10 protein-coding genes are annotated in these 14,782 nt (G+C 47.2%); 8 read left to right on the forward strand and 2 right to left on the reverse strand.

Annotation, left to right across the window (positions count from 1 at the left end):
- Window positions 1-20: 20 nt before the first annotated feature.
- Window positions 21-2,861, reverse strand: a complete 2,841-nt coding sequence (locus H6F93_RS16160; protein WP_190682645.1) for an ATP-binding protein — start codon at window positions 2,859-2,861, stop codon at window positions 21-23.
- 565 nt (window positions 2,862-3,426) lie between these two features.
- Here H6F93_RS16160 and H6F93_RS16165 point away from each other — a divergent pair.
- From H6F93_RS16165 to H6F93_RS16195, 7 genes are all read left to right on the forward strand, one after another.
- Window positions 3,427-4,815: an ABC transporter substrate-binding protein gene (locus tag H6F93_RS16165; protein WP_190682647.1), complete on the forward strand. Its 1,389-nt coding sequence runs from the start codon at window positions 3,427-3,429 to the stop codon at window positions 4,813-4,815.
- A 90-nt stretch (window positions 4,816-4,905) separates the two neighbouring features.
- Window positions 4,906-5,883, forward strand: coding sequence for an urea ABC transporter permease subunit UrtB (urtB, locus tag H6F93_RS16170; RefSeq protein WP_190682650.1), 978 nt, complete (start codon window positions 4,906-4,908; stop codon window positions 5,881-5,883).
- 63 nt (window positions 5,884-5,946) lie between these two features.
- Complete coding sequence (urtC, locus tag H6F93_RS16175) at window positions 5,947-7,134, forward strand: urea ABC transporter permease subunit UrtC (RefSeq protein WP_190682653.1); 1,188 nt, start codon at window positions 5,947-5,949, stop codon at window positions 7,132-7,134.
- A gap of 45 nt (window positions 7,135-7,179) precedes the next feature.
- A complete protein-coding gene (gene urtD / locus H6F93_RS16180; RefSeq protein ID WP_190645335.1) occupies window positions 7,180-7,938 on the forward strand; it encodes an urea ABC transporter ATP-binding protein UrtD in 759 nt (252 codons plus the stop codon).
- Window positions 7,910-8,629 carry an urea ABC transporter ATP-binding subunit UrtE gene (gene urtE / locus H6F93_RS16185; RefSeq protein ID WP_190645334.1) on the forward strand — a complete coding sequence of 240 codons (720 nt, stop codon included), beginning with the start codon at window positions 7,910-7,912 and terminating at the stop codon, window positions 8,627-8,629. The genes urtD and urtE overlap by 29 nt, the downstream gene beginning before the upstream one ends.
- Window positions 8,630-9,669: 1,040 nt before the next feature.
- Window positions 9,670-10,875 (forward strand): formamidase, encoded by a 1,206-nt coding sequence (gene fmdA, locus H6F93_RS16190; RefSeq protein WP_190682656.1) that lies wholly within the window; start codon window positions 9,670-9,672, stop codon window positions 10,873-10,875.
- Window positions 10,876-11,218: 343 nt separating this feature from the next.
- Window positions 11,219-11,476 (forward strand): FmdB family zinc ribbon protein, encoded by a 258-nt coding sequence (locus tag H6F93_RS16195; RefSeq protein ID WP_190682659.1) that lies wholly within the window; start codon window positions 11,219-11,221, stop codon window positions 11,474-11,476.
- Window positions 11,477-11,578: 102 nt separating this feature from the next.
- Here the strand turns inward: H6F93_RS16195 and H6F93_RS16200 are convergent, their stop codons facing one another.
- On the reverse strand, window positions 11,579-12,238 hold the full coding sequence (locus H6F93_RS16200; RefSeq protein WP_199313757.1) for a DUF2834 domain-containing protein: 660 nt from the start codon (window positions 12,236-12,238) through the stop codon (window positions 11,579-11,581).
- 529 nt (window positions 12,239-12,767) lie between these two features.
- Between H6F93_RS16200 and H6F93_RS16205 the strand changes: the two genes are divergently transcribed.
- Window positions 12,768-14,720, forward strand: a complete 1,953-nt coding sequence (locus H6F93_RS16205) for a CARDB domain-containing protein (RefSeq protein WP_190682664.1) — start codon at window positions 12,768-12,770, stop codon at window positions 14,718-14,720.
- Window positions 14,721-14,782: the final 62 nt, after the last annotated feature.

Consider the following 14,782-nt stretch of genomic DNA (forward strand, 5'->3'; position numbering starts at 1 on the left):
GTCAACTTAAATTTATGAATCTACACTTCTGTGTTTAATAACTTGATCACAAACTTTGTCCCAGTCCCCAGGCGACTTTCACACTGAATCGTCCCCTTCAGCTTTCGGGTCACCAGGTTGTAGACAATATGTAACCCTAAACCACTCCCACCCTGTCCTCTTTTTGTGGTGAAAAAGGGTTCAAAGATTTTGCTCAGGTTTTCTGGGGCGATGCCGCTCCCGTCATCTGTATATTCAAAAATTACCTGTTCCTTAGTTTGCTCAAAGCTCAAGATAATCTGTCCAGCTTCGCCAGGTTCGTAGGCGTGCAGCAGGGAATTCATGATCAGGTTGGTGACGATTTGGGAGAAGGCACCGGGGTAGCTGGTGAGGGTAAGATGGCGATCGCCTCTCACCTCAACCTGATGCTTAGTAACCTTCAGCTTGGGGCTAAGCTGCAAAAGAATTTCTTCGAGATAGTCTTTGAGGTTAAATCCCCGTTTTGACTCACTGGACTGATCTACCGCAACCTGCTTAAAACTATGGATCAGTTCTGCGGCTCGTTCTAGATTAGAGAGCGTCATTCGACTACTCTGTTGGGCTAAATCCAAAAACTTTTCTAGATCCGATCGCTTCATCGTACCGCCTTTGAAGCGTTCTGAGAAAGCGATCGTTTTTTCCATCAACAAAGAAGCGGCAGTCACGCCAACTCCGATCGGAGTGTTAATTTCATGGGCAATTCCGGCAACCAAACCACCCAACGCTGCCATTTTTTCAGTTTGAATCAGTTGTGCTTCAGCTTGTTGCAGATTGTGCAGCGTTTGTTCAAGCTGTTTTGCTTTTTCTTGCAGCTGCGCTTCAGCCAGGTTGCGTTCCTGTACCTCTTGCTGAAGCTGAAGGTTGCGCTCATCCAGTTCTTCTTGCGCCAGTTCGCGGCTTTCCTGCGTCAACACCAGCCACCAGGCTCCGATGCCAATGAGTACCAGGAAGACAGCATACACCTCGATTAGGGTTGCGGTGAGTTGTTGGGCCGCAATGATAGAAATTTGGGGAACAGCGACGTGCTGATAGTAGACTAGCCCTAGACTGCTACCTACTAGCCCCGATAGAGATAGGAACAGCGCCAAGTATCTCAGCAGCCTTGCCCCTAAATGCGGTGATAGTTTGGACTGAAATAGCCGCGATCCTTTTGAAGTTTGAGTGGTGGTCTGAGAAATAATGTGAGTTGCAGTTTGAGCTTCAGAGGCAGGGCTGCTTTTGCTGGGTGCGATCGCCTTACAAGCATCGTGGCAACAGGCATCCAGAGTGCAACAGAGCGAACAAATTGAGTCCTGGTAAATTGGACAAAATGCCATATCCTGCGGCTCATATTCCTGCTCACAGATACAGCAGTTCAGCGGATGAGTGGTTTCAGAGTAGATGTCTGTTCGGGCAATATAGTATTTCCCTTTGGTGAGAAAGGCGATCGCCGGGGCCAGCACAAACGCTAAACCTAAGGCAATAAAAGAGGCAAAAGCTTTTGCACCGATTCCAAACACGCCCATGAAAGCAGCCATTGCCACCAGTGAGGCGATTAACATTGACCCCAATCCGACGGGGTTGTAGTCGTGCAGGTGTGCTCGCTTGAACTCAATATACGGAGGACTTAGACCCAACGGTTTGTTGACCACCAGATCGGCAACTAATGCCCCAACCCAGGCGATCGCCACATTTGAGTAAAGCCCCAAAACTGCCTCTAGCGTCGAAAATACGCCCAACTCCATTAACAGGAGAGCGATCGCCACATTAAACACCAGCCAAACCACACGACCCGGATGACTATGGGTGAGCCGAGAAAAGAAATTTGACCAGGCCAACGACCCCGCATAAGCATTCGTCACGTTGATCTTAATTTGAGACAAAATCACAAAAAAGATCGTCACAGCTAGCCCTACATCCGGGTTAGAGAAAACATACTCAAACCCGATCCAATACATTTGAGTTGGCTCGTTGGCTTTGGATAAACTGACTCCGTGGGCGATCGCCAAAGATGCCAAAAAAGCGCCGCCCAACTGCTTCGCGCAACCCGTCAGCACCCATCCTGGCCCAGCCACTACCACCGCTAGCCACCATTTACGCTTACTCGTTTCCTGCTGGTCGGGCAAAAAGCGCAGATAGTCTACCTGTTCGCCAATTTGGGCAATCAGTGAGACTGCGACAGTAGTAGCCGCTCCAAACAGCAGCGGGTCAAAGCCTGCACTACCTGCTTCCCCAGCAAAATGCACCCAGTTTGAAAGTGCTTCTGGCTCCTTGTAAATAATGCAGGCATAGGGCAAAAGCATCAGCGTAAACCAGACCGACTGACTCCAAAGCTGCAATTGGTTGATCAGCGTCACGCCAAAAAACACAAAAGGAATGATCACCAGAGAGCAAACGATGTAGCCAATCGATAGCGGCAGGTGAAAATACAGCTCTAGCGCTTGCGCCATAATGGCTGCTTCTAAAGCAAAGAAAAGAAACGTGAATGAAGCATAGATCAGCGACGTAATCGTTGAGCCGATATAGCCAAATCCAGCCCCTCGCGTCAGCAAATCAATATCAACGCTATATTTTGCGGCATAGTAGGCGATCGGCAGTCCCGTCAAAAAAATGATGATCCCAGCGACAATAATTGCCCAAAAGGAATTCGCAAACCCATAGCTGATGACCAGTGACCCACCGATCGCCTCTAATGCCAAAAACGACAACCCACCACTGGCCGTATTCGCGACCAAAATCTCTGACCACTTGCGAAAAGATTTAGGCGCAAACCGCAAAGCATAATCTTCCAGCGTTTCGGTCGCGATCCAAGTATTGTAGTCACGCCTATCTTTAACAATCTTTGTCGTTGCAGGAAGCGGCATAGGAAGACATCAATGATGGACGAGATAAATGGAAGAGACAATCAGTCAACCTCCTGCATGAATCGTTGCGCGGCGGAGCCGCGCAACGATTCATGCCTTTAAAACAGGATTCATGCAGGAAGTCTAGTTTAACTACAACCTAACGGAATATAGCTTTCATAACCCATTTTGGAATTTCTGCGTACTCCTGTAGAGGTAAATAGCTAAAGTCAAAATAGCAAGAATGTATCATAGGATACGTTTGCCGTGTGGGAATGCCTCTAACATCTGAGACAGGTTTGCTGGAACTCGCTTCAGATAGGACAAGAAGGTTTAAAACTGCAATGGCGGCAGGAATATTCCTGTTGCTAAAAGTGAGATTCCTATTGCTATTGCGGTAGGGAGCTAATGCTGTTCAAGTCATTCAACGGTAAGTGATTCTAGTCGATGGCTTGCTCTAGCTCCTGCTAGAAGAATTCTCAGTTTGCTGATTTGCCTTAGATTGTCAGATTCGCGAGGTTGCAGTATGGCGCTTCGCACACCGTCAATTCTTTCATCTGGTTAAGTTGTTGTTAAGGAGAACGCAATGGCTGATTCGCGTAGCCCTCTGGTTCGGTTTGGCAGAATAGGCCGCCGTAAGTTTATCAAGTATGGTTCTTTAGCGGTCGGGGCAGGCGTGCTCTCTGCCTGCACTCGTGGCGGCGGAGAAACCACTACCAGTTCTGCTACTGGAACTGGATCTGCGTCTTCAGGCGATGCCATTAAAGTAGGCGTAATGTATTCAACGACTGGCACCATTGCGATCGTTGAAAAGTCTCTGCAAGATGCTACTTTCCTGGCGATCGAGCAGATCAACCAGGGCACAGGACCCTGGCAGGGTAAGCAAGGCGTCGCGGGTAAGCAAATTGAAATGGTTGTGGTCAACCCCGACTCCAACTGGGATTTGTATAACCAGATGTCTAAGCGCCTGATTGATGAAGATCAGGTATCTTGTGTCCTGGGATGTTATACATCAGCCAGCCGTAAATCAGTGCTGCCCGTATTTGAAGAAAAGGACGCCATCCTTTATTACCCGGTTTACTACGAAGGAAATGAGTGTAGCTCTAACGTCTTCTACACCGGAGCCGCACCTAACCAGCAAATCACAGACTCCATTCCCTATTGCTACGAAAACTTTGGACCCAAAGGTTTCTTCATCGGTTCTGACTATATTTACCCTAAAGAGAGCAACCGAATTGCGAAGGCAGAACTGGAAAACCAGGGTGGACAAGTGGTCGGAGATGAATACGCAGCACTAGGAACCACTGAATTTATCACCATCATCAACAAGATCAAACAGGCGAAACCTGACTTTGTCTTGAGTAATTTGGTGGGTGATAGTATTCCCGCGTTCTACAGACAGTTTAAGGATGCTGGAATTACCCCCGATCAGATTCCCATCATGGCTTACCCCACGACTGAGGAAGAGATTCAGGCAATGGGGCCCGAGTATGCTGAAGGACACTACAGCAGCTTTAACTACTTCCAAACGGTAGACACGCCTGAGAACAAAGCATTTGTGGAGCAGTTCAAAGCAAAGTTTGGCGACAACCGGGTCACCAACGGCGTAATGGAAGCGGCTTACCTGCAAACCTTCTTTATGGCTCAGGCAATGGAGCAAGTCCTGGAAGCAGGTGAGGAGATCACAACTGCCACCTTGAGAGAAGCAACTCGCGGACAGGAATTTAACGCGCCTCAAGGTAAGGTCAAGATTGATCCCGACAACTATCACACTTACCTCTACTCTCGGATTGGCAGATGGCAAGCAGATGGTCAAGCGGAGATTGTGTTCGCAACTCCTTCTGCAGTGAAGCCGATTCCCTGGAGTCAAGCGCTTTATAAAGGTCGCCTTTGCGTTCACCCCGCTCCCGATGACCGCTCTGACCCAACCGAAGAAACAGGGAATGATCTACCTGTCGAATACCTAGAAAGTTAGGAGCTTTTAGCTTTTTAAAGTCAAAGCTCTGTCCAGGAAGGCAAAGCTTGAATTGAGTTGATGTCACAGGTAAGTTGAGGTTTACTGGGAATGTTGGGTTTTAATTCAATACAGGCTCACATCTTTTATCTGGCACAAGAAGCAACAGCGGCGACAGACGCAACCGGAGGAGCTGACTTTTACACTTTTGCAAACCAGTTGCTGAATGGCGTTGGGATTGTTGGAGTGTTGCTGTTAACCGGATTGGGTCTGGCTATCACATTCGGCGTGATGCGAATCATTAACCTGGCTCATGGTGAGTTCATCATGCTAGGTGCCTATGTGACGTTTCTGATGCAGTCTCTTTTTCAGATGGACTTGCTGCTAACTATTCCCTTTGCCTTCTTGGGAACAGCTCTGATTGGGGCGCTGACCGAGTTGACGGTGATTCGTAGGTTATACGGTCGCCCCCTTGAGACGCTGCTAGCGACCTGGGGGTTGAGTATTGTGATCCAGGGGGTCGTCAAGCTGATCTTCTCGGCGCAACTGAAGTATGTGAAGTCTCCACCTTACATATCTGGAAACCTGTCGGTAATCACGGGACAAGATGGGACACCGCTAGTCTCAATTTCCTATTACCGCATGTTTATTATTGCAGTTGCCCTTCTGATGTTAGGAATCACGCTCTACCTGCTCTACCAAACTCCTCTGGGTCGTCAGGTTAGAGCGGTAGCCCAAAACCGAGAAATGGCAAAGTGCTTGGGTGTGAATACTAGCCTGATCGACTTACTGACTTTTGCTTACGGTTGTGGGCTGGCTGGCATTGCGGGAGCAGTCATTTCTTCGCTTAAGAGTGTTTCTCCACCAATGGGGCAGGATTATCTAGTGGATGCCTGGATGGTTGTGGTGACTGGAGGCGTCGATAAGCTGATTGGAGTGTTGGCAGGGTCGTTCTTGATTGGTGAAGCCAATGCAGCGATCGCCTTTATGCTGAATGATCCGGTTGCCAGGGTGATTGTGTTAGCCGCCGTGATTGTGTTGATTCGCTATCGCCCAGAAGGATTGTTTACCGTACAGAAGCGGGCTTGAGCTTGAGTCGGGGCGATCATTGCGATCGCCCCAAAGTGAATTGGTATTAGTGGAGCCAGACTGATGACGCAGGTTTTGGATGGAGTTCAGCGTTCTACAGTTCCGGTTAAGTTATTTATAACTGCTGGAATCGTATTTCTCATCTTTTTTATTCTGCCATTTCTCGTAGGTGTGTTTCAGACAGCCCTAATCTCTAAGCTGCTGCTGTTTGGGGCACTAGCCATCAGTCTAGATCTGGTATGGGGATTTACAGGGATTTTGAGCTTTGCTCACGGCGTGTTCTTCACCTTGGGGGGATATGCCATGGCGTATTACCTGAAGCTCAATCTTGCAGCAGCCAACAACAACTACGGCGGTGAGTTACCCGACTTCATGGTGTGGAATGGGCTGGAGCAGTTACCCTGGTTTATTGCTCCGCTCAAGTTTCTTCCCATTGCAGTTTTGGCAATGATATTGGTGCCCGCTGCATTTGCTTACATCATTGGTTGGTTTATCTTTCGCTCCAAGGTCAGCGGCGTATACATCACGATCATTACCTTGGCAATTTCGTCAGCGCTGACTACACTGTTTATTAGTCAGCAGGCCTACACGGGTGGGACAAATGGCATTACTGATGTTGCCATCCTGTCGCTGGCAGGTATTGATATCACTGATATCAACCTCTACTGGGTCATTCTAATTTTCACCACACTGGTGTTAGCCGGAAGCTGGTGGCTAACGAAGTCTAATTTGGGACTTATCCTCCGCTCAATTAATGAGAATGAACGCCGCATTTCCTATTTGGGATATGACGTTGCGAGTTTCAAAATCTTCATCTGGACGCTGTCAGCGGCGATCGCAGGTATTGCCGGAGGACTGTTTGTTCCCCTTAACCGATTCATCTCGCCTGTCTACCTGGCAGTAGCCTTTGGTACTCAGGTGGTGATTTGGGTCGCCATTGGCGGTCGGGGTACACTGGTTGGTCCTCTGATTGCAGCCCTGCTGCTGGGTCAGGTGCAGAATTCCGCAGAGCGAGTCACTCAAGATTGGCAGTTGATCGTTGGGGTGTTGCTACTGGTCGTTGTTTTGTTTTTGCCCAAGGGACTGATGGGCTTAGTGCCAGAGCGCATCGGTTTTAACAAATTGCTTGAATCACCTACTCCCAATCCCTCTGCAGGTTATGTTCGAGCCGGATTGTTAGATTGGTTTACCCCGCTACAGGGAGCACTTAGAAGCATGCAGGGATGGTTCTCCAAGGATCGTGACCGTTAACTTGGGATTGAAAGCCTGGTAAGTGTGGCATTAAAGGATAAAAAGATGAATGCAGTCCTCTCGGTTAAGGATTTGACGGTAATTTTCTCAGGATTCCGCGCCCTTAAAGGCGTCACCTTGGATGTGGGCGATCGCGAGATTGTCACCATCATTGGCCCCAACGGTGCAGGTAAAAGTACTTTACTGGATGCCATCGTAGGGAAGTCTCCTGTTGCTTCGGGACACGTTTATTATCAAGGACACGAAATTACCAACAAAAGGCCTCATGCAATAGCTCGTCTAGGAATCGGGCGTAAGTTTCAAAACCCCAATGTTTATAACGAGTTGACAGTATTTGAAAACATCCTACTCGCGCTCAAAGGTTCTCATGGAATCCTTGCTTCAATCACGGTCAAATTAACCCGTGCTAAGAAGGAGAAAATTGCCTGGGTTCTAGAGCGAATTGGGCTGTTGGATAAAGCCTTTCTCAAGGTTTCTTCGCTGTCTCACGGCCAAAAACAGTGGGTTGAAATTGGCATGGTAATTGCTCAAGATCCTTCCATCATTTTGCTAGATGAGCCGACAGCAGGAATGACCTCGGATGAAACTCATTTGACCGGAGAAATCATTAGAACGATTTCTAAAGATCACTCGGTGGTGGTCATCGAGCATGACATGGATTTCGTCAAGCAAATTGCTCAACGAATTATTGTATTACACCAGGGCGAGAAGCTAGCGGAAGGCTCCGTTACTGAAGTGCAAAATAACTCTAAAGTTGTGGAGGTTTATCTGGGTCGTGAAAAAATCGATATCGCCGCTGCTTGAACTCACGGATGTCACCGCTGGTTACGGGCAAACTCCTGTTCTCCTGGATATCAACATGCAAGTTGACAAGGGCGACATGGTTTGCATTTTGGGACGCAATGGAGTTGGTAAAACCACGCTCCTACGCAGCATTATCGGCTTGAACAAGGTCAACAAAGGCAGCATCATTTTTGATGCGGATGACATTACAAAAACTCCGACCTATAAGCGTAGCCGCTACGGAATTGCCTACATTCCCCAAGGACGGGAGATTATTCCCTACCTGACGGTGCTAGACAATCTCAAACTCGGTTTGACTGCTAATCGAAACAAAAAAACTGCCAATCTTTTGGAGGAAGTATTTGAGTTCTTCCCTATGTTGAAGCAGCATCTTAAGCGTCAGGGAGGTCTTTTGAGCGGTGGTCAACAACAACAGTTAGCGATCGCCAGAGGACTTATGTCTGACCCACAAATGATCTTGCTCGATGAGCCAACCGAAGGGATTCAACCCTCTATTGTCCAAGAAATTGAGGCAACTCTGAGGAGAATCAACTCCGAAAAGGAGATTACCGTCATGGTTGTTGAGCAAAAGATTGATTTTGCGAAACAGCTTGCTCAACGGTTTTTCATGATGGAAAAAGGGGCTGTAGTGGCTCAAGGTAACACCAAGGAACTGGACGAGACACTAGTGCATCGTTACCTAGCGGTTTAACTCTTCGCTCACTCATTTACTCAATTTGTTAGCTGGGCGATCGCTAGAGTTACACCTCTGGTAGGGTATGGGACAGTCTGCTGTAGTAGTGCGGCAAGTCTAAAGCGTTGGATTCCGCTCTGCTCCACCCAACCTACGCAGATTACAGATGGTAGAACTGTAGGTTGGGTGAAGCGCAGCGGAACCCAACCCATTCTTGACATGCTAGTAGTAGGCTAGTTGTCCTATTGAAACTAAGTCGCAGCATTTTTCTTGAAAATAATAAGTCCGAAATAAAGCACATGGCAGATGCAGAGTTTCGGGCAATTATCATCTACTTGGAGACACTTTGCCGGAGGTAGAATTAATTCGGTTGATACACCATTCATTGACAAATCTGTGAAAGAACTTCTGGCTAGCTAATCCTTTCTCATACAGCAAATTAATAGATGAAATTAAACGTGGCAGATGTTTTTTTTTCAACATCTAGAAATCATTGCTTAAGTGTTTTATCTCAGTAAAGCTTTTGTCTCAAATACGACAGCTTTTACACTTATTCCATTATTTAATATTTTAATAAGCAGCAACTTCAAATGAGCTGCAAGATATTTATCTCAAAAGTATTTCTCTTCCTTTAACTCACCCCCGCAAAGCAATTAAACTTACTTAAATCTCATCCTGAAGCCTTACTTTAGTGGCATAGTAGCGTAGGTTGGGTGAAGCAAAGCGTAACCCAACTGAATTCGAGCAAGCATTAGGTTTCACGTTTTTCTATCCAAATTACACTAAGAGATCTGTTAGCTAGTTAGCTCATCTCTAGTTTATTTCTGAAAATAGTTCATAAATATCCAGATGGAACTTGAAACTAAAAAACTGTTTCAAGAAAAGCTTTTATTGACTCAGTAGAGGACTTTCTTAATACATTCATTTGTTTTTATAGCATCAAAATTTTGTCTAAAAAACCTTTGTTTTAAACCTTTGAAACAATAAATAGGTGTGTTATTGTTCATACATTCATTGTGACTCTCTAAAGTTAATTCAGTGAAGTAAAGGAGTGTTCCATGCCTGAAGTTTTATTTAAGGTTGATCTCACTAAACCGATGGATCAGCAGGAGTTGCCTGGACATAACCGCTGGCATCCTGATATTCCGGCTGTTGTTTCAGTGAATCCTGGTGATATTTTTAGAATTGAGTGTAAAGACTGGACAGACGGGCAAATCAAAAATAATGACAGCCCGGATGACATTCGAGATGTTGATTTGACTGTTGTTCACGTGCTGAGTGGACCAATTTGGGTCAATGGTGCTGAGCCAGGAGATATTTTGGTCGTTGACCTACTCGACATTGGCGCTTTACAAGGCGATGAGTGGGGCTTCACAGGTATCTTTGATAAGAAGAATGGTGGCGGATTTCTAACTGACCATTATCCCAATCCAGCAAAAGCAATTTGGGATCTCCAAGGAATTTATACCTCTTCTCGCCATATTCCAGGAGTTAAGTTTGCAGGAATTACTCACCCTGGTTTGATTGGCTGCGCGCCTTCCCATGAACTGTTGTCAACCTGGAATAAGCGAGAAACAGAACTGGTGAATACAGCTCCCGATCTGCGTACTTATGGTGCAGGTCTTTCGGGAGATCAGCCCGTTTTAGCAGCGTTGCCTAATCCTACTAATGCAATCTTGGGACAGTTGCCTGCTTCTGAGTACGATCGCGTTGCTGCTGAGGGAGCTAGAACGGTTCCACCTCGCGAACATGGCGGCAACTGTGATATCAAGAACCTATCGAAAGGAACGCGGATTTACTTCCCGGTTTATGTGGAGGGTGCCAAACTGTCGATGGGCGATATTCATTTCTCTCAGGGAGATGGAGAAATCTCTTTTTGTGGGGCGATCGAAATGTCAGGTTATATCGACCTGCATGTTGATATCATCAAGGGCGGCATGGAAAAGTACAGCATGGTTAACCCCATCTTTAAGCCCGGTCCTGTAGAGCCTCGTTATTCTGAATATCTGGTGTTTGAAGGGATTTCGGTAGATGAGTTTACGGGCAAGCAGCATTATATGGATGTCCATATTGCCTATCGTCGAGCCTGCTTGAATGCGATCGAATACTTAAAGAAATTTGGCTACACGGGCGAGCAAGCTTATCTGCTACTTAGTTGTGCGCCTGTTGAGGGTCGCGTTAGCGGGATTGTTGATATTCCTAATGCTTGCTGTACTTTAGCAATTCCCACCGAGATCTTTGACCAAAACATCTTGCCGACCTGACACAGCCCTAAATCGGTTGTAAGACAAGCGGGTTTTGGTGTTGCACATTTAACGAATGATTTTCGTAGGGGCACGGCAATGCCGTGCCCCTACGGTGGGCAATTCACATGTTAGGAATTTTGCATCATTCTCAATTTGTGCAATGCCGGATTTTGAATACGCATTGCCTCCAGTAATTCACATCTGGGGGTTAATGCATTTCAAGCGATTGACACTTCAAGTGATTAGACTTCCTGCATCCATCAATTTTTGAAGCATGAATGGTAGAGCGGTGTCACACTACCACTCACCCAGGAAGTCCTTTGAATAGTTGCAAAAGACCACCGTAAAGAGGTTTTGACCTATGCCCCTGTATGAGTTTCGTTGTGAGGAGTGCGGGCTGTTTGATGAATGGCGTGCTATGTCAGAGTGTAATGCTCCGGCTTCTTGCCCTTCTTGCCAACAGCCTGGACGACGAGTTTTTTCTGCACCTATGCTGCTTTCTGGCTCTTTTCGGCTCAAGCGTGAAAATCCAGAGCCGCAGTTGGTGAAGCGACAAGAACCAAAACCTTCTAAGGTTAAAGATCACAAGGGAGGACGACCTTGGATGATTAGCCACTGATGTTTGAATGAATTACCCTGCTGATACTTTGCTAGAAATACAAGGGGCCGTTCGCGGCTCCTACAGGAATTTGTGATTTATCCAGGTAGAGATTGCTGTAAGTTACTGGAACTGTGCATCGGTGATGCGTGTGGGACTAGAAACGGTTTTTTGTAGTGGCGATCGCCAACAGAGATAAAATAAGGGACCAAACAAAGGCACCAGTGCCACTGCCCAAAAAACAGCACGATTAGAAATGCCTCGTCGTGCCATATCATCGTCAAACAGGGAAGTAATCGGAAAAACCAGGCACATCAGGCAAAAATCAAGAGAAATGAGATGGACAAAGTGGCGGGTTTGGAACTGCTGTACGAAGTCTGCCCAATCTCCAACGATGAGCGCGTAGGCAATGAGGGCGATCGCGGTGAAAAGCAACATAACGCCTGTTGATCTTCGTTCTAACCAGGCTAACCACTTGTCCATCGTGCCGTTAAAAGTGTGGTTGCGCTGACGCAACAGCAGGTAAGGTAATAGGCAAATGACTCCTGTGAAGTTTGAGCCAATAAAATAAGGCCAGACGCGGAAGGGTTGCATTCGACCATCGACAAACATCAAACTGGCATAGATGAGCGGCCAGACCCCCATTAACCAGAAGATCGATAGCAGATAGGCGTTAATTTCTCCCCAGCGAAACGTAATCAATCGATATCCCACGTCCCAGGTGTAGGAGCGATCGAGGGGAGCAAGCCAAATTGTATAAGCAACAAAACCTATCCAAATCATCCAAAGTACAGCTTTCCTAACCATATGCTGTTTTTTTACGTTGCCCGACCCCTCCAGTGTCTATCCAACTCAATGGATGCAACTCTATCTGTGGAGTAGCTTCAGCGCATCCTCTGTGGACGCTTTCGTACCGACATACTGGTGCAGCGATCGCCCTTCTAAAAGCAGGAAGAACTAGGCGATCGCACTTCCGGATTGGTATTTCTCGAAGAATAGTGCGCATCTGCAAAAAGGATGATTTTTAATCATTCATATAGTAGGAAGATCCATTTAGGGTGTAGTACTAGTCGTAGAAACAAATTTTGTATTCAGATTGCTGCTTGAGCGATCACGCACTTTGGGGGTGTAGTATTGGTCTCGAGCGTTTTCGTATGAGCAAAATTCGTCCAAAAGCGTTCAATCGTATGGGTTTATATTGATTCGCCTTAGAATTCTTAAGAGATTTTAAAAGATAGAGAAACTGTTCCGTTCTGACAGTGGACCTTATGTAGAACCGACTTATTGCCTCTTATTAACAAAGAGATTTTTTATGAAGAGTTTTGATGACTTGCTCTCCTCTAGCACGTCTGGTTTACCTGCACTTGAACCAAGAGAAAACTTCTTAACAGGTTCTCGCACAGGCTTAAATCACGCTACTGAACCTAGCGCTTTGTTTACCCCGCTGAGTGATTTTAGTCATAAACACTCATCGTCTTCGAGTCTAAAAGCTACTCCACGAGACGAAGTTATTTTTAACCAACAGGTTGAAATAGGAACTTTTGCCAGTGACGTTCAAACTTTAGGAATCACTGGGAATGCATCCACTGCAAAGGTGGTTAATGGGAGAAGTATAGCTGCACTTAGCCAGGGAGCAAACAAGGCAGGAAAAGACTCCTTAACTGGTATGGTGACTGACAGTGCCTTGCTGAGCAGGGATAGTAACCTCACAGTCCGGGGCAGAAGTGACAGCCTGGCGGCAGCAGTCCGACTTCCAGATCTAGTCGGCACGATTGAGCGAGTGATCATGCCCAGAACGATTGACCCGAAGAAAAAGGACGATAAAGGGCAAATTAAGGTCGATATCACAAATCGGGGTAGCTTGAGAGCCAGAGGTTTCCTGAACGTCAGCATCTATGCCTCACCTGACCCTGTGCTGAGTGCGAGTGACCAGCTTTTAGATCAGGTAAACCAGGGGAATGTTCAAATCCAACCCAACAATACCCGCAAGTTTACTTTCGATTTCACAAATCCTGCCGGGGTCGCGCCGGGAGCCTATTATCTGATTGTCAATATTGATCCAACGGGTAGGATCGCCGAGAGCAACGAAACCAACAATGCTGCAAACAAACGGGTTTCTGCAAACGGAACTGACGTAGTGTTGGATTGGAACGCCACGCTGTTGAATGCGATCGTCACCGAGAGGTCATCTCCTCCAAGCGCATCACGGAGTATGGCAGTTCTCCATACTGCTATTTATGATGCGGTCACGGCCAACTCAACTCGAACTGTGTCGCGTGAAGCTGCGGTCGCAGGTGCAGCGCATCAGATTCTAATCAGTCTCTATCCCAATCAGACCGCTATATTGAATCAACAACTGACTATGTCTTTGGCAGAAATTGCCAATGGTGCGGCTGAAACGAACGGCATAGCTCTAGGTCGCTCTGTTGCAGATGCAGTGTTAGCAGCGCGACGCAATGATGGTTCAGCAGTCCCAAGCTCCTACATCCCCGGAACAGCACCTGGGAGATGGCAGCCCACGCTACCCGGCAACCAGCCCGCTTTATTGCCCCACTGGGGTAATGTTACACCCTTTGTGATGAGGAGCGGTTCCCAGTTCCGTCCAGATGGGCCGCCTGCACTAAGTAGTGCTGAATGGGCCGCAGAATTTAACGAGGTCAAGACGTTAGGTGGCGTTAACAGTACTGTTCGGACTACGGAACAAACTGAGATGGCTAACTTTTGGGCTGATGGCGCAGGCACATTTACCCCACCCGGACACTGGAACCTAATCGCTGAACAGCTTTCAGTAGTTAGAAGAAATACCTTAGTAGAGAATGCTCGCTTGTTTGCCATGCTCAATGTTGCAGAGGCTGATGCGGGTATTGCCGCCTGGGATGCTAAGTATATCTATGATCTCTGGCGGCCAATCACAGCCATCCGTCTAGCGGATCAAGATGGCAATCCCAATACGGTTGCTGATCCAACTTGGACTCCGTTGGTCATAACACCCCCATTCCCTGAATATGTGTCGGGGCACAGTACCTACAGTGGTGCTGCGTCTACCGTGCTTGCGTCTTTCTTCGGCGACAACACCCCGTTTGAAACCACTTCCATTGGGCTACCGGGTGTAGTTCGCTCTTATAGCAGCTTCTCGCAGGCAGCAGACGAAGCGGGGATGAGTCGAGTCTATGGCGGTATTCACTTCCAGTCTGGCAATCAGGATGGTTTAGTCATGGGCAGAGCGTTGGGCAGATATGTGGTTGAGCGATACGCTGCGACTTAGGAAAAGACCTCCTGCACGAATTACCTTTAAAGGCATGAATGGTAGCGTGACTCCGCCACGCT

The sequence above is a fragment of the Leptolyngbya sp. FACHB-671 genome (assembly GCF_014695745.1).
Lineage (GTDB): Bacteria > Cyanobacteriota > Cyanobacteriia > Elainellales > Elainellaceae > JAAUTN01.